Annotated in this window: 15 protein-coding genes and 1 pseudogene; 8 read left to right on the top strand and 8 right to left on the bottom strand. The window is 68.9% G+C overall.

Features of this window, described 5'->3' with window-relative positions; translation table 11 throughout:
• Nucleotides 1–42: 42 nt before the first annotated feature.
• From A6A27_RS25240 to A6A27_RS25250, 3 genes and pseudogenes are all read left to right on the top strand, one after another.
• A pseudogene (locus A6A27_RS25240) lies at nt 43–537 on the top strand (prolyl oligopeptidase family serine peptidase); the annotation flags it as partial.
• A 109-nt stretch (nt 538–646) separates the two neighbouring features.
• Nucleotides 647–1,888, top strand: coding sequence for a sensor histidine kinase (locus A6A27_RS25245; protein ID WP_143194150.1), 1,242 nt, complete (start codon nt 647–649; stop codon nt 1,886–1,888).
• Nucleotides 1,885–2,580: a response regulator gene (locus A6A27_RS25250; RefSeq protein ID WP_073837144.1), complete on the top strand. Its 696-nt coding sequence runs from the start codon at nt 1,885–1,887 to the stop codon at nt 2,578–2,580. Before A6A27_RS25245 ends, A6A27_RS25250 begins: the two co-directional genes overlap by 4 nt.
• A 46-nt stretch (nt 2,581–2,626) precedes the next feature.
• On the opposite strand, the gene A6A27_RS25255 is transcribed toward A6A27_RS25250, so the two are convergent.
• The 4 genes from A6A27_RS25255 to A6A27_RS25270 form a co-directional block, all read right to left on the bottom strand.
• Nucleotides 2,627–3,544 (bottom strand): NmrA/HSCARG family protein, encoded by a 918-nt coding sequence (locus A6A27_RS25255; protein WP_241825443.1) that lies wholly within the window; start codon nt 3,542–3,544, stop codon nt 2,627–2,629.
• A 162-nt stretch (nt 3,545–3,706) separates the two neighbouring features.
• Entirely contained in the window at nt 3,707–4,792 is a 1,086-nt protein-coding gene (locus A6A27_RS25260; protein ID WP_241825444.1) for a CapA family protein, read from the bottom strand.
• Between the two features lie 186 nt (nt 4,793–4,978).
• Nucleotides 4,979–8,473 (bottom strand): beta-N-acetylglucosaminidase domain-containing protein, encoded by a 3,495-nt coding sequence (locus A6A27_RS25265; RefSeq protein ID WP_338013307.1) that lies wholly within the window; start codon nt 8,471–8,473, stop codon nt 4,979–4,981.
• Between the two features lie 258 nt (nt 8,474–8,731).
• The gene (locus A6A27_RS25270) at nt 8,732–9,448 is read right to left on the bottom strand and encodes a TetR/AcrR family transcriptional regulator (protein ID WP_073837146.1); all 717 of its coding nucleotides are present in this window, start codon (nt 9,446–9,448) and stop codon (nt 8,732–8,734) included.
• A 111-nt stretch (nt 9,449–9,559) separates the two neighbouring features.
• On the opposite strand from A6A27_RS25270, the gene A6A27_RS25275 reads away from it, so the two are divergent.
• From A6A27_RS25275 to A6A27_RS25285, 3 genes are all read left to right on the top strand, one after another.
• Entirely contained in the window at nt 9,560–10,543 is a 984-nt protein-coding gene (locus A6A27_RS25275; protein ID WP_073837147.1) for an NAD(P)-dependent alcohol dehydrogenase, read from the top strand.
• 408 nt (nt 10,544–10,951) lie between these two features.
• Nucleotides 10,952–12,424: an FAD-binding oxidoreductase gene (locus A6A27_RS47180; RefSeq protein WP_338013308.1), complete on the top strand. Its 1,473-nt coding sequence runs from the start codon at nt 10,952–10,954 to the stop codon at nt 12,422–12,424.
• A 381-nt stretch (nt 12,425–12,805) separates the two neighbouring features.
• A complete protein-coding gene (locus A6A27_RS25285) occupies nt 12,806–15,961 on the top strand; it encodes a M36 family metallopeptidase (RefSeq protein ID WP_083672840.1) in 3,156 nt (1,051 codons plus the stop codon).
• A gap of 190 nt (nt 15,962–16,151) precedes the next feature.
• Here A6A27_RS25285 and A6A27_RS45135 read toward each other — a convergent pair whose 3' ends face one another.
• Together A6A27_RS45135 and A6A27_RS25300 are read right to left on the bottom strand one after the other, a co-directional pair.
• Nucleotides 16,152–16,313: a hypothetical protein gene (locus tag A6A27_RS45135; protein WP_198940441.1), complete on the bottom strand. Its 162-nt coding sequence runs from the start codon at nt 16,311–16,313 to the stop codon at nt 16,152–16,154.
• A 1,667-nt stretch (nt 16,314–17,980) separates the two neighbouring features.
• The gene (locus A6A27_RS25300; RefSeq protein ID WP_073837151.1) at nt 17,981–18,310 is read right to left on the bottom strand and encodes a nucleoside triphosphate pyrophosphohydrolase family protein; all 330 of its coding nucleotides are present in this window, start codon (nt 18,308–18,310) and stop codon (nt 17,981–17,983) included.
• Here A6A27_RS25300 and A6A27_RS25305 point away from each other — a divergent pair.
• Nucleotides 18,309–19,979, top strand: coding sequence for a ricin-type beta-trefoil lectin domain protein (locus A6A27_RS25305; RefSeq protein ID WP_241825445.1), 1,671 nt, complete (start codon nt 18,309–18,311; stop codon nt 19,977–19,979). The two genes, A6A27_RS25300 and A6A27_RS25305, sit on opposite strands and share 2 nt — an antisense overlap.
• A gap of 227 nt (nt 19,980–20,206) precedes the next feature.
• Here A6A27_RS25305 and A6A27_RS25310 read toward each other — a convergent pair whose 3' ends face one another.
• Complete coding sequence (locus A6A27_RS25310; protein ID WP_158074042.1) at nt 20,207–23,410, bottom strand: family 78 glycoside hydrolase catalytic domain; 3,204 nt, start codon at nt 23,408–23,410, stop codon at nt 20,207–20,209.
• 276 nt (nt 23,411–23,686) lie between these two features.
• Nucleotides 23,687–24,277: a sugar O-acetyltransferase gene (locus A6A27_RS25315; protein WP_073837153.1), complete on the bottom strand. Its 591-nt coding sequence runs from the start codon at nt 24,275–24,277 to the stop codon at nt 23,687–23,689.
• Nucleotides 24,278–24,553: 276 nt separating this feature from the next.
• On the opposite strand from A6A27_RS25315, the gene A6A27_RS25320 reads away from it, so the two are divergent.
• Nucleotides 24,554–25,798 (top strand): SGNH/GDSL hydrolase family protein, encoded by a 1,245-nt coding sequence (locus A6A27_RS25320; protein WP_198940442.1) that lies wholly within the window; start codon nt 24,554–24,556, stop codon nt 25,796–25,798.
• The last annotated feature ends 91 nt before the right edge of the window (nt 25,799–25,889 follow it).

Raw genomic sequence — 25,889 nt, forward strand, 5'->3', positions numbered from 1 at the left:
GCCGTTACACCACTTCCAGGGGCTTGACCCCGGGCCCACGCCGCCGACCTCGGTATCGACCCATCCCGCATCGGTGCATGGGGTGCCAGTGGCGGTGGTTGGCTCTCGTCGATGCTGGGTCTGACCGGCCGGCAGGACGGGACCGGCCCGTACGCCGAGCAGTCCAGCGCGGTCCAGGCCGTGGTGGACATGTTCGGCCCCACCGACCTCAATGACTTCGCCGACGCGCCGCCGTTCATCCGGTTCCTGCTCTGGGCCGGTATCGGTACCTCCACGGCTACCCGCCACTCGGCCAGCCCGATCAACCACGTCACTGGCAACGCGCCGCCGTTCTTGATCCTGCATGGCAGGCAGGACGAGGACGTCGCGCCGCGCCAGTCCGTCCGGTTCGCCGAGCGGCTGCGCACCGCCGGCGTGCCGGCACAGTTCGTCGAGGTCGCCGGCACCGGGCACACCCTGGCCACCCCCGGACAGCGACCATCGACGCAGGAGGTGACCGACCTGGTGGTCGATTTCTTCAGGGCGACGCTGCGATGACGCCCATCCGGGTTGGGCGGGCCTCACCGCAGCGTGAACAGGGGTTTGCGATCCTCGTCGGCGCGATGGCCCATGGCGGATCGAGCGTGCGGGCGCATACGGTGAGCGCGTGTTGACGGGCGGGCCAGTGCTGCGGCGGTGGATGGTGGACGCCGGAATCGCGCTCGCGGTGCTGGTCGCCGCCGAGATTGCGATAGCGACCGGCAACGAGGACGGCTCGGTCGACCGGGACCGGTTCGCGTACCTGCTCGGAGTGGCGATGGCGGTACCGCTGCTGCTGCGCCGGCGGTACCCGACCGCCGTGCTGTACGCAGTCTCAGCGGTGCTGCTGCTGTTCTACGCCCTCAACTATCCGGGCTTCCCGCCGGCCGTGGTGCTCGCGGTACCGCTGTACGACGCGGCCCGCGCCGGGCGCCTGTGGTGGGCGGTGCCGGTACCGGTGTTCTTCCTGGCCGTCGGTGCGGTCGTGCTGATCGTGCACCGGGAGATGCCGCCACTGGAACTACTCGCCGCGTTCCTGCCGCAGGCCGCGACGCTGGCGGTGGCGATGCTGCTCGCCGCGTTGATGCGCAGCCGGGCCGCGCACACCGCGGAGGTGCGGTACCGGCTGGACCAGGCAGCACGGGAGCGCGAGTTGGAGGCGCGGCGCCTGGTCACCGAGGAACGGCTGCGGATCGCCCGTGACCTGCATGACACGGTGGGGCACGCGATCGCCACCATTACCGTCCAGTCCGCTGCCGCGCTGCGGCTGCTGGACGCAGAGCCGGAGCGGGCTCGGGAGGCGTTGGTGAGCATTCGGGGCACCGGCAAGGCGGCGCTGGCCGAGATGCGGGCGACCCTCGGCCAGCTGCGCTCCGACGGCAGGCCGGGCTCGGCGGGGCCGGACCTGCGCGGGCGCGGGCAAGCGGAGCGGGACACGGGACTGCACCGGCTGCCCGAGTTGCTGGCCGCAGTACAGGCGGCGGGTTTGCCGGTCGAGCTGACCAGCGATCTGTCCGGCGAGCGGTTGCCCGCAGCGCTAGACGAGGTGGCGTACCGGATCGTGCAGGAGTCGCTGACCAACGTGCTGCGGCACGCCGGGGCGGCCGCTCGTGCCAAGGTGCTGCTGCGAACGGTGCCGGACTCACTGTGTGTGGAGGTACGCGACGACGGGGTGGGCGCCGGTGCCGGCGGGACGCCGGCCGGCGGGCGGGGGTTGACCGGGATGCGGGAACGCGCCGAGGCACTGAGCGGCCGGTTCGAGGCGGGGCCGCAGCCGGGCGGGGGTTTCCAGGTCCGGGCGATTCTGCCCCGGAGTGCGCCGGAGGGGACGCCGCCGGCCCGGGAGACGCTGAAAGGTGGGGCGCGGTGATCCGGGTGCTGCTCGTCGACGACCAGGCCCTGGTGCGGGCGGGGTTCCGGGCGCTGCTGGAGGGCGTACCCGATATCGATGTGGTGGGCGAGGCCGGCAACGGCGGTACGGCGGTGGCGCTGGCCCGGGAGCTCCGCCCGGACGTGGTGCTCATGGACATCCGGATGCCCGATGTGGACGGGGTCACCGCGACCCGCCGGATCACCGGCGACGCCCAACTGTCCGGCGTACGGGTGCTGGTACTGACCACCTTCGCCGAGGAGGACGACGTGTTCGCCGCCCTCCGCTCCGGGGCCAGCGGCTTCCTGGTCAAGGACACCGACCCGGACGAGCTGGTGCAGGCGGTACGCGTGGTTGCCCGCGGCGACGCGTTGCTGTCGCCCAGCGTCACCCGAGCGGTGATCAGACGCTCGGTCGGGGCGGATCAGCCGGCCGTCAGGCCGAGGCCGGCGCCACCGGAGTTGGCCCTGCTCACCGCCCGGGAACGGGAGGTGGTGCAACTCGTCGCGGCTGGCCTGAGCAACGATGACATCGCTACCCGCCTGGTGGTCAGTACGCTCACCGCGAAGACCCACGTCTCGCGGGCGATGGTCAAGGTCGGCGCGCGGGACCGGGCCCAGCTGGTGGTCTTCGCCTACCAGAACGGCCTGGTCACCCCGGACGGATACGACGCTGGGAGCACGCTCCGGTAGCGGGCCGCCGGCAGCATGCCGGACCAGCGAAGGCGCCTGGGAGCGTTTACCGAACGGATCCGAACGTGTGGTGGGCCCAATCGGCGAAGCTGGTCCAACCAACCTCGGGGTAGGCGGCATGCAGCGTGGCGATGTCGACCTGGTAACCCGGCCCATTCAAGAACGCCCACATCGCGTGCATGTCCGGATTGCCGATCTCGGCCAGCGGCACCCTCTCGTGGTGCACTTCCCGTCCCAGCGCCGCGCTCAGCGCGGTCGTCATCTGGGCGGGGGTAGGGGCATCGCTGGCCAGCTCGATGCGCCGCCCGACATAGGGGGCGGGGTTGAGAAGTACCTGCGCGGCGAAGACGCCGAGGTCGGTGCGGGCAAGCTGCTGCAGCGGCCGATCCGCCGGCAGCGGCAGATCGAGCACCCCACTGCGAATGCGATCCGCCCCGCCGAGGGCGTTGTCGAAGAAGTACGTCGGCCCCAAGATCGTGTAGGGGACGTCACCAGCAGCCAGCTCGGATTCGATGCGCGCCTTGCTGTCGAAGTGCGGCACCCCGCTTCCCTGATCCGCGCCGGCCACGGAACTGAACACCAGATGCGGCAGCCGGGCTTCGCCGGCCGCTGCCAAGATCGCCCGCCCCTGGGCCACCTCGGCATCCACGCCCGCCTCGAATGGAGTCGTGAGCGCGAAGGTAGCCCCGGTGCCCGCCATCGCCGCGGCCAGCGAGCTGCGGTCGTCCAGCGAACCTGCGACCACCTCGACACCCCGGTCGGCCAACCGGCGAGCCGCACCCCGCTTCGGGTCGCGCACCAACGCCCGCACCCGGGCCCCGCGGCCCAACAACGCCTCGATAACGGCGCTGCCCTGACCGCCGGTCGCCCCAAGCACCAAGATCGGCGCATCGGCCATCACAGACACCTCTTCTCGGCGAGCAAGCGGCGGCGACTGGTCGTCGCCGCGCACCACAATATCCACGCGCCTCGGCCGTCACCCCACCCCTGCGCGCGTTCGCAGATTTGCTGTCGCCACCACGCGGGCGGCGCTCGGCCTGCTGAGCGCCCGAGCCGGGCAGCTGCCAAACGGCCGGCCCGGCGTTGTCCCCGCCGGGCAGTCGATGGAGCAGTCGCGGTGACGGTGTCAAGGCCGCTTCGTCGTGAGGCCGGTGCACCGCTGTGCCGTGGCGATCTTGTCCTCGATCCGCTCGCGGGCCGCGCCGGACACGAGCACGGGCTGCCCGGTGCCCGAGACCGTCGCTGGCAGGAACTCGGTGCGCGTCACCATCCGCGCACTCACGGTCAGCCGCAGGACCCCCGAGTCGGTGCTGTGCGACCCGCTGTACCAGAGGAAGTTGCCGAGCCCGTAGTGCACGTAGGTCCTACCGAGCCAACCGTCGGCGAGCAGGGTGTGCGCGTGGGTTCCGACCACGATGTCCGCTCCGGCGGCGGCCATCTGGCGGGCGAACGTCTTCATCTCCCCGGTTGGGCAGGAGTTGCCCTCGACGCCCCAGTGCATGAAGACGATCACCAGGTCAGCCTGCTGGCGGGCTGCCTGCAGCGCGGCGGTGGCCCGGGCCTCGTCGAACGCCATCGCGATTCCCGGCCGGGATTCCGTCGCTTTCCACTGCGCGGCCAGCTCGTGCACCTGCGACATCCCCAGCACCGCGATCCGCACGCCCTTCACGGTGCTCAGCCAGGGTGCATACGCCGCGTCGGCGTCGCGCCCCGCGCCGAACACCGGGAAGTCCGCGTCCGCCGCCGCGTCGAGGGTGTCCAACAGCCCCACCTGGCCGTAGTCAAGGGTGTGGTTGTTGGCGATCGACACCGCGTCGATCCCCGCCCCGCGAAGCGCCGAGTACGCGGTCTCCGGCGATCGGAATTGATAGCGTTTGGGCTGCGGCGTGCCGCGGTTCGTCACCGCCGTCTCAAGGTTGACCAGGGTGAGGTCGGCGTCGCGTAGCACCGCGGCGATGCGACCGAATGCCGCCTGCGGTTCGTCGAGCAGACGCAGCGTACGGCCCGTGAAGTGCACGTCGCCCGCGAAAGCCAGCCGCAGCTCGACCGGCGGGGCCACGCCCGGCTCGGTGCCACTCGGCGATGCCGTGGCGTTCGACGTCGTGGCGGCTGGGGGCTTCCACTCGGCCGCCGGGCGGCCTTCGGTGGCGCACCCGGCCAATGCTGCCCCGACCGCGACGGCCGCCATCGCCACCCGCACCTTGCTGATCACCCGCTCAGGATAGTGGGGCCGAGGAAGGACACCGGAGAACAGCTCATGGGAGGTACGTCTACGGGCTGTTCAGCGGCACCGCCTGATGACGGCGGCGACAGCTTCGCCTCCGGTCTGAGCTACGGCCTGCTGAAGCTGGTAGGGCTGGCAGCCGGCCCACCACCGCTACGTCTCGGGCAACCTCCGCTACGGCGCGACCGGGTAGACCTCCATCTCATACAGCGAATAGCCGTATCCCGTGCCGCGCAGAACACCCTGAATCCGGACGAACTTCGCCGCCGGCGCATCGAAGCGCAGGGTATCTGTCCCGCCGTCACCCGCGGTCACGGCCGCCACGGTCGTCCAGGTCGTGCCGTCGGCAGAGGTCTCGATCCGATACGCCCGGCCGTAGGCCGTCTCCCAGCGCAGCACGACCCTGCCGATCCGCTGCGGCTTCGCGAGTTCCACCAGCAGCCACTCGTTGTCCGCGTGGTTGGACGACCAGCGGGTCGTGAGATCACCGTCGATTCCATGATCGGGGGTGAACTGTGGGAGGTTCTGTTCGGTGGTTGACGCCGAGGCGGTGCCACCGTTCGTGGCCAGCGCGGCGTTGGTGTCACCGGTCTTCGGATAGACGTGGACCGTCAGCACCGCGCTGACCGGATCACCACTCGCTGGGCTGAAGGTCACCCGAACGTCGTACGTCCCCGTCGGCGTGCCAGCCGGGACGGTGACGGCCACGGGGACAGCCGTGTCCTGGCCACGGAAGATCGTGGTCGGCTGGCTCGCCGGTCGCGCGGAGATCCCCTCCGGTGCGGTGACGGTCAGGGTGCCGGTGAGGTCCGCAACGCGGGCCGGCATCAGGTGTGCTGTCGTCCTCGCGGGCTGCCCGCCCGCCTCGACGTCAACCATCGCCGGGTCGAGGGAAAGATCAACGACCGGAGTGTCGGCAAACCATGGAATCAGCTCGTTGATCCGCGGTGCGGCGGAGGCGTCCTGCCAGGCGAGCCGAATCGCGTCGGTCTTCACGCCTGCCGCGTCGAGCTGCGTGTAGCCACCGGACAGGACGCCGATGGTGGACCAGGTGCCGTCGGCGGCGCGCACCTGGACCGCAGCTGCCGCCGGGGCGCCGGACTGGAGGACCACCACCTGGTCGACGGGACGGGCCGGCGAGATGCTGACCTGGAGGGACTCGCCGGGCTGCGGTGCCCGGTCCGCGACATACGGGGTCCCGACGTCACCGTCGACGGCCTTCGCCAGGCTGGATCCGGTGGCTGGCGGCGGAGTGCCGGTCGCCGTCAGCTTGGTGCCACCAACCACGGCCACCTGGAACTCCCGGACCACCACCCAGGTGTCCTGTGCCGCCGTCGCGCGCATCCGGACATACCTCGCCTTGGTCCCTGGGGGGACGCTGGCGTGAATCTCCGGCTGGTCGGTGTAGGTGCCGATGGCGGTCCAGGTGGATCCGTCGGTGGAGAACTCCAGCGTGCCCCGGCGGATGTAGTCCGTCGGGCTGGTCGGCTTGCTCATGTAGAGGTCGATCGTGCTGACCTGCTGAACCGACCCGAGGTCGACGCCCACGTAGGCGCCGGAGGCCGCGGCCCGGTCGCTCCAGTAGAACGTGGTGAGGTCCCCGTCGACCATGTTGCCCGGCGAGTTGGCCTGCCACTGCCCCATCGAGGTCGTGCCCCTCGCCCCTCCGCCGGTCGCCCCGAGCCAGCGGTCACTTGCTGACGCGGCCCGTTCGAGGAACGGAGGCAGCACTCCCGGCGCAATGCTCTGACTGATCGCATCGGCCTGGGCCCGCGCCGTGTTGAACGCCTGGCGCTCGGCCCACGCCGTGTTGCCGTCGCCTGCCCGCTGTGCCAGCAGCATCCGCACGGCGTGCTGGCCCGCCTGACCGTAGCGGCCGAGCTTGTCCAGCCACGGCTTGACCTCGTCCAGGAACGCCTGGTTCCGCAGCCCGGTACGGAGCGCGGCCGGGCTGCCCGCCATCTGGCCGAAGTAGTCCTCGATCCTGGCTGCCGCACTCTTGAGTCCTTCGCCGCGCTCATAGGCCGACCAGAACGCGTCGATCATCGGTTTGAGGGTCGGCGACTCGATCGGATCAATGTTGGAGGAGTAGTTGCTCTCGGCGAAGACCTTCAGCGCCGGCCATGCCGGACCACCGATGTCCTGCAGCGCCGCCTCCCACGCCCGCGCCGCGTCGTACGCCGCCGGGTTCCAGAGGAAGGCACCGGACGTGAACTCCGCGATCTTCGACGCCTCGGCCTGAACCATCGGGTTGGCCGTCACACCGACGAGATGCTGCCCGATGCCGGGCTCGCGCCCGACGTACGGGCCGAGCAGCAGCCGGTTGGTCACGTAGTCGTTGACCGGGTAGTTGTCCCACACCAGGATGTCGTGGTCGAAGACATCGCGCGCGCTCTTGGCCTGGGCGGTGGTGATTACCGGAGCCACCACCCCTACACCGGTCCACTCGACGATCACCGCCGGGTCGAGCTTGGTACGGAGAGCGGTCTTGTAGGGCGAGTCGCTGACGTCGTAGTACTCCGTCGGCACCATTTGCAGCCTCTCGGCGCCGGGGTGGGTGGCGATGAACTCGTGCTGCACCCGGTTGAGAAGGAACGCCTGCGCCGCGCCCGCCGCGCCGCCGCCCGTGCCGAACCTGGCCGCATCCTCGGCGCAGTTCCATGTTGTGTAGCTGATGTCGTCCAACGGAATCGCGAACGAACGCACTCCGATGTTCCACAGCGACTGGAACTTGTCCACCAGTGCTCGCTGGTCGCTGTCAGAGCTGTAACAGACGGACAGCCCAGGCGAGAGCGCATAGGTGAACTCGACGTGATTGCTCGTCGCCGTCGCCACGAGTTGCTGAATCGGGCCGAGCTTGTCCGGCGGGTACGCCTGGCGCCACTGTTCCCGCAGGTAGGGGTCGTCCTTCGGCGAGTAGACGTAGATGTTCTGCTTGGTACGGCCGTAGAACTCCAGCTGGCTCAGCCGGTCCTGCTGCGACCACGGCCGCCCGTAGAAACCCTCGATCACCCCACGCAGTGGCATGGCCGGCCAGTCTCGGATGGCAACGGCAGGAAACACGTCCCGACCGGAGTGCGGCAAAAGGAGCTGACGCAGCGTCTGCGCGGCGTAGAACGTACCGGTCGGGTCGACTCCGTCCAGGACCACCCTCGCTTTACCGTCGCTACCCTTGCCGATGCCCAGGACATAGCCGTCGCGGGGCAGGCCGGTGGCGTCGTCGGCGATGCCGATCTTTTGGAGGGCCCCGTCGGAGGCGGAGTTCTCGCTCGGCCCGCCGATGTAGAGGACGATCCCGGCGTCCGGGGCCGGATCCTTGTCGGACACGGTCCGCACCTTCGTGACACCCGCCTCGGTCAGCACTTGGTTGACCACGGCGACCGCCGAAGGATCGGTCTTCGCACCCGTCACGAGCGCAGCGTTGGGCGTGACCGGAACCAGGTTCTTCTTGTCCTCGACGGACTGGGGCGGCGGCCAGATCGCCGGCAGTGGGACTGCCGCTGCGGCTGCCGGAGCCGCAGTTGCGAGAGAGATGGGCAATGTGGTCGCAACCGCGACGCTCGCAGCGGCGAAGAACGCGCCGAGCCGTGCGGGCATTCCCCTCCGCCGCGCGCGCACCCGGACCGTGACGGCAGGCCGTCCCGATAGGAGCGTTCGTCTGCTAGGCATGTGTCTCCTCTCGAAGACGGCACGCCAGCCTCCGCGCTGACGACCGTTAGTGCGCGACTCCCCGGCTATCTGCGCACATTCACACAAGGCCTTGGATGTGTCAAGAGGCACTCACTGTGCGTGACAGCTTCGCGCGGGATCGCCCGCGGAGTAACACCGCGTCAACGCCTGGGAATGCGGCCCCTTTGTAGACTCTTCGAAGCTGACGAATGGGTTCACAGACTTACGCCGGATCGCTACGCGCCCAGCCTGACCGCCTCACCGGGGGCGGCGCGACGACGTCCAGCCTTGCTGTTGGAGCCGTTCGATGCCGTCCAGCAGCAGGTCCAGCGCGAACTCGAACTCGAACTGGTCGTCGCAGCCCTGCCCCACGACCGAGGCGTCGTCGTGGGACGCCGCTGTGGCGATCTCCGCGAGGTGCGGAAACCGGGCCGCGACCTCCGGTGGTAGCGCAGCCGGCGGGTCCGGGTTGGCCGTGCCGGACCGCCCGGCGCGCCTGGAGGCGTCGAACAACTCCTGGCTGAAGCCCAGAATCCGGCTGCCCATCGCGTGCATCACGTGGTGGGCGAGGTCGGCGGAGAACCCGCCGGCCCGGAACGTCCCGACCATCGAGTCGAGGTAGGCGAGGATGGCCGGCGTCGCCATGTTCCGCGACTCGATCGCGAGCGGCGCCCAGGGGTGGCGCTGCAGCACCTGCCGCGCCGAGAGGATGCGCCGGCGAACCCTGTGCTTCCAGTCAGCGTCGGGCATCAACGGATCGATCTCGCCGACGACCACGTCGATCATGCCGTCGAGCAACTCGTCCTTGTTGGCCACGTGCTTGTAGAGAGCCATCGGCACGACGCCCAGATCCTGGGCGAGGTTGCGCATGCTGAGGGACTCGATCCCGGCCTCGTCGGCGAGCGCGACGGCGGCGCGCAGGATCCGGTCCCTGCTCAGCGGCGTCCGGCGCAGCGTTTCAGCCTGCTCAACCATCTCGGTCCTCGTCTTCCGGCGACGGTTGAACCATAACCGCCTTGACAGGTGTACGGCGTACACCTAGCCTACTGTCATGGGGGTGTACGCCGTACACCTGAGGGAGGGGAAATGAAAGCGATCGTCCAGGACCGATACGGCCCGCCGGAGATCCTGAGGCTCGCGGACGTCGACGCGCCGGTGCCCGCCGCCGACGAGGTGCTCGTACGGGTCGAGGCCGCCGCGCTCAACGCGTACGACTGGCATGCCATGCGTGGCGATCCACGGATGGCACGGCTGGCCATGGGCCGATCAAAGCCCCGAGCACGCATCCGTGGCCGCGACTTCGCCGGCCGGGTCGAGGCCGTCGGCACCCACGTTCGACAGGTGCGCCCGGGCGACACCGTCTTCGGCGACCTCGGCGAAGCCAACGGCGCGTTCGCCGAGTACGTGTGCGTGCCCGAGAACCTCGTCGCGCCGAAGCCGGCGAACCTGACGCCGCAGCAGGCGGCCGCCCTGCCGCTGGCCGGTATCACCGCGCTCATGGGACTGCGCGACGTCGCGCAGGTCGAGCCCCGCCACCGCGTCCTCATCAACGGCGCCTCCGGCGGCGTCGGCACCCTGGCCGTCCAACTGGCCAAGGCGCTCGGCGCGACCGTGACCGGGGTGTGCAGCACCCGCAACGTCAACCTGGTCCGCTCCCTCGGCGCCGATCACGTCGTTGACTACACCCGAGACGACTTCACCCACGACGCCCGCCGCCACGACGTCGTGTTCGACCTGGTCGGCAACCGCACGCTCCGCGCCCTACGGCGGGTGCTGACCCCAGCCGGGACGCTGGTGCTCTCCGGCGGCGGCGTGTACCGCGGCGGCAGTCTCATCGGACCGGTCTGGCTCATCACGCGTGGACGGCTGCTGGCACCCTTCGTTCGACATCGCATCGTCACACTCTCCACGGCACCCAGCCGGCAACACCTCGACACGCTCCGCGCCCACGCCGAGGCCGGCCGCCTCACCCCGGTCATCGACCGGACCTATCCGCTCCACGAGGTGCCCCAAGCCATCCGGTACCTCGAAGGTGAACACGCCCGGGCGAAAGTCGTGATCACCATCTGACCTGCCAACCACCGCTCATCCGAACAGGGACGATCGCCGGCGCGCCTCTTGCAACGAACTCCGCGCCCGCGACGTCAGCCACAACGCGGTACTACGCCAGATCCGGCAACCGCCTCGTCGGAATCGTCCACGGCTGCCTCACGACCTACACCCACGACCGCCTGGTCACACCGAACCACGCCCATCACCGCCGGGTCGTCGTTGTCGAACCAGTCAAGCGGCGGGCCAACATCACCCGACCGGGTTCTGAGAGTAAACCTCAGATCGCCGGAGAAGTCGTCCCTATACGTTGGGTTTGGGCTGGTTAGTGGTTGAAGGTCACGTTAGTCGAGTTTTGGGTAACCCGATCGAGAGGAGACGGACCATGGCGACCTTTCTCGTCGCGAACTGCTCAAGACGACGGCAGCCGTGGGCGCCGGCGCGGTCGTTGGCGCCGGCGCGGTCGGCTACCCGGGCGTTGCCGCCGGAGGCACCCCGGGCTTTGCGGCCGACGGCTCGGGCTCGTCCTACAGCGCGAAATCCCCGCCGGCGAAGCTGACCGGCCGCATCGTCCGTCCACAGGACCCCGGGTACGCGAGTGCGAGCCTCGGCTGGGACGAGCTGTTCGTTCACTATCCGCTGGTCATCGTCTTCGCCCAGCAGACCCAGGACGTGGTCAACGCCCTCACGTGGGCGCGGCAGAACGACGTCGCGCTGCGGGTGCGGAGCGGCCGCCACAGCCTCGAGGGCTGGTCGAACGTAGACAACGGCATCGTGATCGACGTCAGCGAGCTGAAGTCGGCCCGGATCGCCCCTGCCACTCGCACCGCAACAGTCGGTGCTGGGCTCAGCCAGTTGGAGGCGGTGACCACCCTCGGGAACCAGGACTTTGCGGTGACGACTGGAACGGAGGGAAGCGTCGGCTTGTCCAGTGCGACTCTCGGTGGCGGCTTCGGCTTCCTCACCCGCTACCTCGGCATGGCCTGCGACAACCTGATAGGGGCGGAGATTGTCGTCCTGTGGGGGGCCGACGGCGCCAGGGCGATCGAGGTAGACCTGAAGAACCACTCGGACCTGCTCTGGGCGCTGCGCGGAGCGGGAGACGGCAACTTCGGGATCGTCACCTCACTCACCTACAAGGTGACTCCACTGAAAAGTGTGGCCTACCTGCAAGCAACCTGGGAAGGCCTCGACGACCTGCACGGGGTCTTCGACACATGGCAGCGCACGGCACCGTTCGCCGACAACCGCCTCGGCACCCAGCTCGAGATCCACAAACCCCAGATCCTGCTGTTCGGGGTTCTCGCGGACGGATCGGAGGCACAGGTAAAGCAACTGCTGGCCCCGATCCTGTCACTTGGCAAGCCCAATGTCACCGTGCAGACCGGGCGCTGGGGCGACATATATGCCGGATTCCAGATACCGACCGAGAACGAGCCCGCGGACTCGAAGTTCTTCTCGCAGTTCACCAGCAAGCCGTTCCCGAGCAAGGCGATCAGCGTGATCCGCGCATTCATGGAAGATGCCCCCACAGATGACAGCAACTTCTTCACCCAGGCCTTCGGCACCGGGGCGCAAACGAGCGAACCCCGCGGCGGCTCGGCGTTTCCGCATCGCAACGCGCTCTTCTATTCCGAGCCCGGTGCCGGCTGGGGCACTCGTGGAGTGCCAAACAGTGGCGACGCCATCACGCCGATCGCCCAGGCCTGGATCGCCGAGTTCAGCCAGGCACTACGGCCCTACGTGAACGGCGCCTACGTCAACGTCCCGAACATTGGAATGGCGGACTGGGAAACGGCCTACTGGGGATCCAAGTTCAACCGCCTGCGCAAGATCAAAGCGAAGTACGACCCCCACAACGTCTTCCAGTACGAGCAGAGCATCCCACCCGCGTCATACTGACCGGCAGGCGTTTCATTGCTCGCAGCCGCCAGCTCAAGTGTTTCAGCATCGACCTCCGCCCCAATGTCGACAGCAGACGCGGCATTGGGGCGGAGGTCGATGTCGATGCTGAGCGGACTTGACAGGATCAAGCCGGCATCAGGGTTGTGCGGGCTCCCGCGGGCAAGCGCCGCCAGCACGTCGATCCGAACATCCCGAACGGTGGGGTAGGCCTGGCCGACCTACCCGCAGGTGCCTCGGTCGCGATCACCACTCCCGTCACACAAACATCCCCTCTGCACCTCGGTTGTTGCGGCGCAGGTGTCACCGCCGATGTCTTGTACGACAGACAGTCGGCACCGGCACGGGCGCAGGCAGGTACCGACCCGCAGAGGAGTCTCGATGGGTATTCGTCGACCGTTCGCGGTCGGGACGGCATTCGCCTTGGTTCTCACACTCAGTCCTGCTGTCGCCTCGGCCGTCGTTGACGTCGGCTCGCCGGGGGTCGGCAGGCTTGATGTCCGGCGTGCGGGCCAGTCCGTGCTGCCCACGGACGGGCAGGTCATTGCGGCGCGCGAGTTGGTCGCCGCTGCGGGCGCCCGTACGCGGGTCAGCTGGGACGGGCGGTTCGGCACGCCTCGGACGATCCGCAAGGATGGCGGCTGGCTCACCGGGCCCAGGTCGGGTGATCCCGCCTCGGTGGCCCGGTCGTTCATCGACGCCAACCGTGACGCGTTCGGCCTCACGGCGGCGGACGTCGCGTCGCTCGCTGTCGTACGCGACCACGAACTCGTCGGTACCGGCACGCACGTGGTGAACTTCGCACAGACGTACGCCGGCCTGCCGGCGGTGCGTGGTGGCCGCCTCGGCGTGGCGGTGACCAGCGACGGCAAGGTTCTCTCCTACGCCGGCAATTCCGCCCGTAGCGGTGCGCTGCTGGCCACGCACAAGCTCTCCGCGACAGGAGCGCTGGAGGGCGTGGCCGGCAAGCTCGCCCCCGGGGTGTCCTACACGGCTGTGCCGGTCGGCAACCGCGCCGGCTTCCAGATGTTCGCCAAGGGACCGTTCGCCGGCGAGTCCTACGTGCAGAAGGCGGCGTTCCCGACCCGGGACGGCGCCCGGCCCGCCTACCGGGTGCTGTTCATCAAGGCCCTCGACCAGGCGTGGGACATCGTCGTCGACGCGGCGACCGGGGAAACGCTGTACCAGGCGTCCCTGGTGGCGCACGACGCCGAAGGCACCGTGTACGAGAACTACCCGGGTGCCCCGGCCGGCGGCGCTCCGGTGGTCAAATCGTTCGGGCCGACCGCCCAGTCTTCCTCGGGTTACGTCGACCCGTCCGGGCTGGCGGGCCTGGCGGGCCCGACGACGCTCGGCAACAACGCCAACACCTACGCCAACTACTCGAACTTCCTGGTCCCCGCCGACCAGGGGCCGCGGCCGGTGAGCCTCACCGGGCAGTTCAACTACGCGTACACCGCGAACTGGGCCCGCAGCAAGGGCCAGTCCGTGCCGCCGGCCTACGTCCAGGATCTCGATCCGGCGGCGACCAACCTGTTCTGGCACCACAACCGCATCCACGACGAGCTTCGGGCGCTGGGCTTCACCGAGTCCGCAGGCAATTTCCAGGTCAACAACGGCGGCAACGGCGGGCAGGGTGGCGACCCTGTGCTGGGTCTGGTCCACGCCGGGGCGGCCACCGGCGGCGCACCCACCTACACCGGCCGGGACAACGCCTACATGCTCACCCTCCCCGACGGCATCCCCGCCTGGAGCGGCATGTTCCTGTGGGAGCCGGTCAACGACACCTTCGAAGGGCCGTACTCGGACGGCAACTTCGACGCCTCCGTCATTGAGCACGAATACGCGCACGGGCTGTCCAACCGGTACGTCAGCGGCGAGGACAACGCCCTCAACACCCACCAGTCCGGCTCGATGGGCGAGGGCTGGGGCGACTGGTACGCCCTCAACTACCTCTACGGCAACACGCTCGCCACCACCGCCGTGGTCGGCCAGCACGCCACCGGCAACACCGAACGCGGCATCCGCAACTGGAGCTACGACCAGAACCCCACCGGCTACGGCGACGTCGGCTACGACCTCGGCGGCCCCGAGGTCCACTCCGACGGGGAGATCTGGACCACCATCCTGTGGGACATGCGCAAGGCCCTCGTCGCCCGGTACGGGGAGGCCACTGGCGGTGAGATCGCCGCACGGTTGGTCACCGACGCGATGCCACTGTCCCCGGCCGACCCGTCGTTCATCGACATGCGCGACGCCCTCCGCACCGCCCTGGACAACCGTCACCACAGCCGCTCCGACTACGCCGCACTCGTGGACGTCGTCTACGGCGCCTTCGCCAAACGCGGCCTGGGACTGCACGCCACCAGCGACGGCGGCGACGACACCGACCCCACCCCCTCCTACGAACACCCGAACCCAGCCCGCAACGGCACCCTGACCGGCACCGTCGTCAACGCGGCCACCGGCAAGCCCATCCCCGGCGCCCGCATCATGCTCGGCGTGTTCGAAGCCAGGGTCACGCCCCTGCGCACCTCGTCCGCCGACGGCAGGTTCTCCGCGCCGGTCACCGCCGCCACCTACTCGGTGACGATCGCGGCCGAGGGCTTCGGCGCCCGGACCTTCCCGAACATCAAGGTCACCGCCGGCCGGATCTCGGCGTTGCGGTTCGCCCTGGCACCCAACCTGGCCTCCGCCGCCAACGGCGCCACCATCGTGTCCACCACCACGACCGGCGCCGCCCGCCTGATCGACGACACCGAGGCCAGCACCTGGAGGACCACCCCGGGAACCGGGAACGCCGTGATCAAACTGGCCGCCCCGGCCCAGATCTCGTCGATCCAGGTCAGCGCCTTCGCCACCGCCCGATTCGAGGGACTGCGCGGGTTCACCCTGCAGACCTCCACCGACGGGGCGAACTGGCAGACCGCCCTGACCAAGGCAGACGCCTTCACCTACCAGGCGCCTCGGCCGACCGCGCCCGACCTGCACTACAAGCAGTTCACCCTGCCGAAGCCGGTACAGGCGCAGTACGTGCGGTTCTGGGCCGACACCGCGCTCGGCGAAACCAAGACGGACGTGCAGACCGCCGAGCTGCAGGTCTTCTCCCCCACCGCCACCGGAGTCGAGCCGCTGCCCCCGTCACCGCCGGACGCGCCGGTGACCGACACCGGCGTGATCGCCACCGGTAACCCGTCCACCGGGACGGCCGACGACGCCACCGGCATCACCGCCACGGCGTTCAAGACGACCTGTGCCGTGCCGGCGGCACCGGCGCAGGGCGCGGACGGCTGGGTCACGCAGCTGCCGGACAGCTTCGGCGACGGCGCCCACGAGGCGCACGTGCAAAGCGACAGCATTGCCCCGTACGACTTCGACCTGTACTTCTACGACGAGTCATGCACCCTGCTGGGCGCGGCGGCCTCCTCGTCCGCGGACGAGTCCGGCACGATTCCCAGCGGAACCCGCTACGTCCTCACCCAGCTGTGGCTGGGCGCCGCGGTCCCGTTCACCCTCACCGCGATCGACACCAAGTGACCTGAGCACACCTTCCTTCGAACCCGAGGCGGGGTGGTGTGCGCCGGTAGCCCGGCCACACCACCCCCGCAGCCGTCAGCGGTTAGCCGGGTCGGCGGCGAAGGCCGGTATCCCGGGGCGTTGCGCGCTGTCGCACTAGGCTGCCTCGAGGACGAAGACAGGAAGCACAGGATGTACCCCGAGGGGGAGGTCACGAGGTCGGGGAACGCCTCGCGGGCACCGGGTGCGGGAGGTGGTAGCCGTTGATGAGGTTGGACTCGGTCTCGGCCGCGTACGCCTCGGCGAAGCTGTCGTAGTCGTTGGCCAGAGCCTGGCCGGCAGGCCGGGACGAGTGCTCAAGGTCAGAAGACATGCGGCCCATCCTGGCAGGTCTGATCGCATCGCGGTGCGAACACGGGCGAACGCTGCCTGACGCGGCGCGTCCTGTCCGTCCACAGTTGTCGAACCGTACCGCGCCCTGGCATCGATGCCGGCACGCCGGGTCGCCTCGCCGGTGATCAGTCGCACCAGCGACGCCCGGTCGTCGAACGATCGCCGGACCGAACGACAGCACCCCGCCACGAGCGCGTCGAGTCCACGACGCTCATCGGCCTCCCGAGCAGGACGAGCAACCTCGGTGCGGTGTTACTCCGTCTCCTGTGCGTGGCACAAGCGAGAGGTCCCGCGCGGTGAACCGGGTTGAGAAGAGTGGGCGCCGGCGGCGCGGTGTCGTGGAGACCGCGTGGCTCCTGCTCGTGCTGGTGATCGCGTCGCTGCTGTTCCTGGCCCGGTACGAGGCTAGGCGGATCTCCAGCTCCGGCGACAGCATGTGGTACATGCGTCAGGCGCTCATCTTCACCGGGAAGAGCCCCGACGAGGCCCGGATCGAGGCGGCCCGCCAGGTGTGCCGTGACATCAACCGCTCACAGCGGGAGCGCGGCATCGGGCCCTCCTGCAAGGAGTATCAAAGCGACGAGATCTCGCCGCGATACATTGGGATCTTCGACAGCCGGCCGGGTTATCCCCTGTTCGCCGCGCCATTCGTGGCGGTGCTCGGCGCCTGGACCGGCATGGTGGCCGCCACGATGCTGCTGGCCATCGCCGCCGCGGTGCTGGCCTACCTGGCGGTCTGGATGGCGACCGGGCTACGGCTGGCGGGTGTACTCGCGGCGGGCCTGCTGTTCGTGCTGCCGCCCGGATTCTGGATGACCCGTCTGCTCACCGAGAGCGGGGTGCTGGCCGGCTACCTGGCCGTGATCACCGGTGTCATGGTGACGTGGCGCGGTCGTACGAAGCTCGGCCTGTCGACCGTGGCGGTCGCGCTGGTGTGGCTGTTCGCGGTCAGATCGGCAAGTGGCATGGCGATGGCGCTGACGCTGGTCGGAGCGAGCACGGTGGCGCTCCTCGTGCGGACGCCGCAGCGTCGGCCCGCGCTGGCGACCGGCGGCGTGGGCCTGCTCGCCGTTGTCGCCTGGCAGGTCCTCAGCGTGGTCCTGAGCCTGCCGGGGCTCAACGAGACGATCCAGGACTTCGCGACCACTCATTTCGCGCGTCCCGACATCGCCCACCTGGTGAGCTGGCTGATCGACCGGAACATCGCCTTCTGGGCGGAGCAGGGAGCCGCTCAGGTCCCCCATCCGGAGGCAGTCGTCGCGCTGGTGTTCGCCGTGGTGGTTCTCGTACGCCGGATGCCCTCGGTCGCCGCATTGTGGATCTTCACCGGGCTGACCGGCGTGGCGATGCTGGTAGCCCATCCTGTGGCGACCGAGTACGACCGGCTGATGCTGCCGTTGTGGATTCCGGTGGCGTGCGCGCTCGGCGACGCCGCGGCGCTCGCCGTCAGCTGGGCGCGCATGCCCGACGTGGCCTCGCCCGAGCTCGGCGCAGGGCCGGAGGCGGTGGTGGCTGCGTCGGCGTTCTGCCTGGCCCGCTGCCGGTGCGGCGTCCTGTACGGGACGCTCCGCAACAAGACCCGCTACCGGCCCCCGAAACGGCTCTCACCCGGACACGGCTTCACAACCACATGGGCAAACCCCTGGCTCAGCGGTTGTCGCCGCTGCCACCCAGCACGCCACGGTCCTGGCGGCTGGCCAGCTTGGCCAGGTTGGCCGCAGCGATGGCGTCCAGCGACAGATCGAGGTAGTCGGCGAGCACCGCCACGTACCAGAGCACGTCACCGAGTTCCTTGGCGATGTCGGCACGGTCGATCCGCGACTCGTCGCTGTCGAGGTCTCGGACCCACTTCTTGAACTTTTCGGCGATCTCACCCGATTCGCCGACCAGCCCGAGCACCAGATGGAGCAGTTCGTTCCTCTTGTCACGCGCAGCGGCAGTACGGAGGGCGCCGCGCTGATACTCGTCCAGGTCCATGGCGGACCAGTATGGCCGAACCCCCTCACCCGACCAGCCGGGTCTTGCGACGACCGCGAGGAAGCCGCCCAGCAAGCACAACGCCGGAGCCGTTTCCGCCCGCGTTGACGGGGAATTGGCGGACACTTCGACTCCTGTCGATTTGTTTCCTGCAACATTGTCCGGGTTTCTGCGCGGGCGGCGCTGCTCGTCGCCTGCGGCCCTATCGCGCAGCCACCCACGTGCCTGGAAGGGGCTGTCCATGTTGCGCATGCGTGCTTTCTGGCGAGGCTTGCGCCGCTTTCCGCGACAGGGCGTCACGGTGGCTTCCCTCGTCGCCCTGCTCGCCGCGATGGTCGTCGTCGAGGTGGGCGCGAGCAGCCCAGCGCTCGCGAACACGAGTCAGTTCAAGGGGGTCAACTGGGCCGACCCCAGGGACAACTACGCCGAGGACCCGATCGTTCTCTCGGGCGTGTCGGCAACCGACGACTATGCCACCACGTACACCAAGGCCACCTCGATCATCGGAGCGTTCGAGACCAACCTCGGCGCGAACACCGTTCGGCTGCCGATCAACCCGTACACCGTCAACGGGCCTCGCTGGGCTCCGTACACGGGTGCCATCGATGCCGCCGTCGCCAAGGGCTTCAAGGTCATCCTCAGCTACTGGGAGGGTTCCGCCCACAAGGACGGGCTGATCGACAACACCACCGCCTTCTGGAACATGTGGACCACGGTCGTCAACAAGTACGCCGGCAACGGTCTGGTCCACTTCGAGCCGATGAACGAGCCCCACGGGTACACCCAGAGCGCCTGGGCGAACGTCGCCGCCTCGTGGATCAGCACCTACCCGTCGGTCCCGAAGAACCGGATCTTCGTCAGCGGCACCGGGTACAACGACAACGTCACCAGCGTGTGCGCCGACAGCCGGCTGTCCGGAACCTTCCTTTCGCTGCACTTCTACGGGTTCTGGAACCCGACCGAGGCCAGCTACGCGGCCTGGGCCACCGACTTCCGGAACCGGATCGGTTCGTGCGCCTTTCGCACCGTTCTGGACGAGTGGGGTGCGCCCATGACGAGCGGGCTGAACTACAACGGCCCGGACAACGGCAACGCCTACATCGCCTACATCCAGGCCGTCAGCGACAACCTTCGCTTGCTGGGCATGGGCTCGGTCTACTGGCCGGGCTTGCGCGCCAATGACGGCTACAGCATGACCAGGCTCGGCCCCAATTACACCCTCATCAACAACAACGCTTCCGGGGTCAACCGGCTGCAGTGGTCGTGGGGCGGCGGCGGAACCTTCAACGCGCCCATCCGCGGTGTCGCCTCCAACCGCTGCCTCGACGTGCCCAACTCCTCGACCACCTGGGGCACGAAGCTGTTCATCTATGACTGCAAGAGCAGCGCCAACCAGTTGTGGCTGCAGACTCCGTCGAAGACCCTGGTGGTGTACGGGAAGCTGTGCCTCGACGTAACTGGCGCCAGTACCACCGCTGGCGCGCAGGTCCAGGTCTGGGACTGCAACGGAATGCCGAACCAGCAGTGGAACATCAACAGCAACGGCACGATCACCAGCGTGCAGACCGGCTACTGCCTCGATGTGAACGGCGGCGGCACGGCCAACGGCACGAACGTCATCGTGTGGTACTGCAACGGCGGCGCGAACCAGCAGTGGAAACGCTCATAAGAACCCGCGGCCGGTAGCCCTGACCGCAACGGCCGCGCCTGGTGGGGTCGCTACGACGATCCCACCAGGCGTCTGGCGTTCGGCACCTGCGCTGCAGCTGATATCGGTACGTATCGGAGTTCGGCCCGCTCGCTCGGCGTCGCGACTCGTCACAGCACCGAGGAAGCGCACGCGATGCGGCGGGAGCGGACCCGACGGTTGCCCGTCCCCGCCGACGACCGGCGGGTTCAGTGGCAGACGGACGTGAGGCGCTCGTCGTCCTTCGGCTCACCGCCCGGGGCCGTGCTGAAGACATGGCAGCCGCTCGCGACGCCGTCGACGCGTAGGTACCCGCGCTCGCGTACCGTGGGCCACGCGCGGCCGTCGACGTACACGACACCTGTGGCCGCGTCCCCGGCCGGGACGAAGACCGACGCGACCGTGTTGCCGGGCACGTGTGCGCCGACGTCCGTGCGACCGTCATGGGTGTGGAACGCCGCGCCGATCCGGCCCTTCAGGGTGGGCAGCGTGACGCTCGCCCAGCTGACCGACTGCGGCTGGGGACGCAGGTCGAATGTTGCGTAGCCGGGCGTGGTCGGCCGGAGGCCGAACATGCCCTGCGGGATGTTGTACGCCGGCGACGCGGCCCACGGGTGGGAGTAGGTCATGTTCGCCTTCAGGGAGGCGTCCCACGCCTCCGCCGTGGCCCCCGCTCCGGTGGCGATCATGTTGAGCCAGCTGCGACGGCCGCTGCTGGTGAGCAACTGGTAGGCCAGGTCGGAGCGGTCGCCGTTGTAGAGCGACTCGATGAGGAACGCGGCGCAGTACACGCTGCACTGCATGCCGCGCGAGCCGATGTAGTCGGCGGCGCGCGCCGCCTGATCGGCGTCGGGGACGCCGAACGCGCTGGCGAAGACGCTGGCGTGGACCGCCCAGTGCTCGACCGGAGTACGGTCGGCGTTCAGGCCGTCCCGGTAGGCACCCTTCGCGTCGTCCCACAACAGCTCGTTCATCGCGGAGCGGATCCGCTCCCCCGTAGCGTTGAAGGAGACGGCGTCGTCGTCGCGGCCCAGCGCCTTCGCGATTTCCGCCATGTCCATGAAGCTGCGGTAGCCGATGGCGTTGATGACGGTGTTGTAGGGCCGGAAGACGAAGCCGTCGCGCTCCGACGCCGGCCAGTCGACGATGTCGCAGTCGGTCCGGCTGCTGCAGCCATCGGATCCGGTGTTCTTGCGGATCAGGCCGGTGCTCTCCTCGATCCACTGGTCGGGCAACTTCTCCCGTAGCTGGTCGTACCTGCGCTCCAGTTGCGCCACGTCGCCGGTCTGCTGATAGCTGTCGTGCATCGCCAGGATCGTGTACATCGGCCACTCAGTGGGCCAGGTGCGCCGGGTGAGCAGGTAGTCGATGGAGTAGTTGCCCAGGGACGGGTCCGGGGAGGTGAAGAAGTTGGCCATCATCTGCAGGTAACTGTCGGCCTCGTACGGTTCGCGCTCCCGGGTCCAGGAGTCGACGTAGAGGTTGTGGTTGGCCGCTTCGACGGTGTTGCGCGACAGGCGCCAGACCTTGTCGAGGGCGTCGTCGGAGGAGTCGAAGACGGCACTGTCGACGTCGAACGGGTAGACCTGCGCGAGGGCCGGGAAGTCCTCGGCTCCCAGGCCGGCCGGCGCGCCGATCACCTCGAGATAGCGGAACACCCGCATGCCCCAGGTCTCGACGTGCTGCGGCCCGTCGACGAGCGTCCAGCGGTCCTGGTACTGGTTGCCGGTCCGCATGTTGTAGCGGACGGTCTGCGGTGCGGAGAGCTCCTCGCCGAAGCGCAGCTCGAGGACCTGGCCGGTGTTGCCGTCCAGGTCGAGGCTCACGCCGCCGAGCCAGGTCCGGCCGTAGTCCACGAAGTAGTGGCCCGGCTCCTTCTCGACGACCTCGACCGGGTGCTCCAGCCGCTGCCGGACCTTGTCCGTGGGGGTGGCGACCAGCTTGGTGTACGGCGCCTTCGCCGCCGCCGGCTGCCACGCGGAGTCGTCGAAGCCGGGCTCGTCGAAGCCGGTCGGGTACGCCGCCACCTGGACGTTCTCCTTGGGCGCGGTGTAGTAGCCCGTGCCGATCGAGCCAGCCGACGGGTAGACGCCGGAGCCGTTGAGCGTGGTCCAGTTCTCCCCGGTGCCGAACGTCTGCCGCGTGCCGTCGGCGTACTCCACGACCAGCTGCGCCTGGAAGCGCCGGTCGCTGGTGGTCCACGTGAGCGCGCCGAGTGCATTGGCGCCGCCCTGCCGGACCAGGTCGGTCACGTCGAAGCCGTCGTACCGAATCTCACCGGCGATGGACCGCGTGGGGCCCAGGCCGACGAAGTCGCCGTTGAGCCACAGCTTGTAGACGTACTGGCGGCCTGGCTCGGGCGAGGAGCCGGTCGCGAAGACGGTCGCCCAGGCGACCTCCTTGTCAGCGGTGTTGAACTCGCCGCGGAGGAAGGCCCAGTCCGCGCTTCCGAGCCCGTAGACGCAGTTCTGGCTGGTGCCGACGTTCAGCCGCCCGCCGGCCACCGTGCCGCACGCGAAGTCGGAGCTGGAAGCCTCGAAGTCGTTGGCGTAGAGCTTGCGCCCGTCGGCTGCGGTGACCGTCAGGTTGTCCCAGCTGTTGCGCTCGCTGCCGCCGGTGCGGAACCCGATGCTGCCGCGCGTGAACCGCACGTTCTGCATGGTGTCGATGAGTCGGTCGTCGAGCCAGGTGCGGACCGTGGAGTCTGAAACCCCGATCCGCAGCCGATAGTCGGTGTTGCGTTGGAGCGCGACGCCCAGCGGGACCGTCTTCAGCTCCTGGAAGGTGCCGTTGACCCGCTGGTGCGGCGCGAGTTGGTTGACGCCGTCCCCCCTGAGCTGCCACATGAGGTAGTTGCTGGGGTCCTGCGCGTTGAACACGATGGTCGCGTTCTGCGTGGTGATCGAGAACGTCGTCTCGATCGTGTAGTCGCTCCACTGCAGGGGCGCGGGATCGCCGAGCCAGATCGGGTTGCTCTGCGCCCAGTCACCACCGAGGGAGGTGCCGAAGCCGGCCGGCTGCGACCACGGGGACACCTTCCCCGCGCCGTCCCACGTCCGCACCCGCCAGTGGTAGCGCTCGCCGCGGTCGAGGGCCGGCCCGGCGTACGCGACGTTCGTGCTCTGCGGGGACGTCACCTTCCGGGAGTCCCACACGAGGTCCTTGCCGGATTTCAGGCCGGAGAAGGTTTCCGCCACCTGGACCTGGTAGGCGGTCTGTTGTGCCGTCGGAACGTGCCAGCCGAGGAGCGGCGCATCGACGTCGTCGACGTCCGCCGGCCCGGAACGCTGCCCGACCGTGAGCGCCGACGGAAAGGCGTTGCCGGGCGCGGCGCCGCTCTGCGACGCGATGGGCAGTTCGAGAACTACGGCGAGCGCGACGGTCAGCGCGAGGACCAGCGTCCGAGTGGCCACGCGTGGACGGGAGGCGTGCTTCAGGAACATCTGCGTCCCCTCTATTGAAACGTTCCAACGCCTCGCCATGCTAACGATCGGTGACCTCGGTCACAAGATCCTGGCCGGACCCGGCCATGGCCCCTCGATGACCATGGTCCACCAGGCACCTTCCCTGGCTGCCGGCACGACGCCCAGCACCTCAGCGAAGAGCGACGGCCGACATCGCGTTTTCAACCCCGTCGAAGTGGTGCGCCCGTGCCGGGACGGCAGCTTTCGCATCCAGCTCGGCGTGCATCAAGGCCGGTAACCCGTCTTGTCGGCATCGGTGATCTCGCGCAGCACCCGGGCCGGCGATCCGACGGCGATGACACCGGACGGGATCGAGCGGGTGACCACGCTCCCCGAACCGATGATTGTGTTGTCGCCGATAGCCACGCCCTGGTTGATGGTGACGCCGCCGCCGATCCAGACGTGGTCGCCGATCGTGACCGGCTTGGCGTAACACCCGCCGGCTGCCCGTTCGGCAGCATCGACGGCGTGGTTCGAGGTGTAGATGCCGACGCGCGGGCCGAAAAGGACATGATCACCGATGGTGATGCCACCCCCGTCCAGCATCACACAGTCGAAGTTGGCGTAGAAGTGGTCGCCGACGCTGACGTTGAAGCCGAACTCGCAGCGGAACATCGGCTCGAAATGGCACTCCCGCCCAACCGCGCGGAGCAGTCGCCGCAGGATCGCCTCGCGCTGCTCCTGCGGCTGCCCGAAGCTGTCGTTGTACTCAGTGGTCAGCAGCACGGCCCGCTGCCGAGCCTGCACCAGTTCATCGGTGAGGTCGTTGTACATCCGGCCCGAGAGGATGCGCTCCCGCTGCGCTTCGAGCGTCACCGAATGATCCTCCCATCGTCCGGGCGGTGGCCGCTTGTCGGCACGCGAGAACCGCTCATCGCCCAGTTGGAGCCGTTCGTCTCAATTGCAGGACCAGATGGCCGTGCGTCATCGCTAGGCCACTTAGCGTGGTCCGCGCGTTGGCGATCAGACTAACGGCCGGCGATCCCGGTGCCTGACCGCCGAACGTACGGTCCCTGCTCGACCGGTCGCCTCGGGATCCATCCTGCTTGGCCAAGTGCGGTCATGCAGAACTCACTGAGGGAGTCATTCCTGATGAACCAGCCACGCATGCCCTTAGTTACCACCGGGCTCGCCATCGCCACCGGCCTGGCAACCGTCGCCGCCCTCGTCGGACCAGTCGCCGCCGAGCCGAGCTCCGACGCCTCCACACGGGCGACCTCGGTCACCACCGACCAGGTCGTCACCTGGGGCGCCAGCGCGGACCGTGTCGGCGGGTCGTTCGCCGACCAGACGGTCCGCAACATCATCCACACCAGCGTCGGTGGCAGCGATCTGCGCATCTCGTTGTCGAATGTATTCGGTGACCGCATCGTGACCTTCGACTCCGTCTACGTCGGCGTTCAGAGCGAGGGCGCCGGGGTCGTACCGGGCACCAACCGGCAGGTCACCTTCGCCGGCAGCGAGACGGTGACTGTTCCGAACGGTGCGGAGGTCCTCAGCGACCCGCTGCCAGGTGACGTGCCCGGCGACACCAATCTCACGGTCAGCATCCACGTCAGGGGCGCCAGCGGCAGCCTGACCGGACACAACCTGGCCATGCAGACCAACTACATCTCCGGGCCTGGTGATCACGCCGCGGACACCGATGGGACGGCCTTCACCCAGCAGGCGACCCGCTGGTACTGGGTCGATGCGCTGGTCGTCGACACGCGGCAGCAGGTCGACACTGTGGCCACGCTCGGCGATTCCATCACCGACGGCTACGGGTCCACCCGCGACGCCAACCACCGGTGGCCGGACTACCTCGCCCGCCGCATCGCGGAACAGCCCCCGGCGCACCAGTTCGGCATCATGAACGAAGGCATCTCCGGCAACCGGGTTCTCACCGACGGCGCCGGGGTGAACGTCCAGGCCAGATTCGACCGAGACGTGCTTTCCCAGCCCGACGTGCGCACCGTCATCCTCATGGAAGGGATCAACGACATCGGCGGCGGTGTCGCAACGTCGGCCGACCAGCTGATCTCCGCCTACCGGATCCTGATCGCCCGCGCCCACACCAACCACACCTGCATCCTCGGTGCCACGCTGACCCCGTTCGAGGGCGCCGGCTACTACAGCCCCGCCAAGGAAGTCATCCGTGAGGAGGTGAACACCTGGATCCGGACGAGCGGCGAGTTCGACGGGATCATCGACTTCGACCAGGTCACCCGCGACCCCGCGAACCCCAAGCGGTTCCTGCCGGCCTACGACGTCGGCGACCACCTGCACCCCAGCGACGCCGGCTACCAGGCGATGGCCAACGCCATCGACCTCAGGCAGCTCGAGTGCAACCGGTAGCGACACCAGCGCTCTAGGTCGGCAGCTCTCGCACCCACCCCTGTCAGCGGCTGTGAAGACCGTCGTAGGGCCCGCGCCACGTCGGTGCGGG

Origin of the sequence: Micromonospora sp. CB01531 (assembly GCF_001905095.1) — a bacterium.
Taxonomy (GTDB): domain Bacteria; phylum Actinomycetota; class Actinomycetes; order Mycobacteriales; family Micromonosporaceae; genus Micromonospora.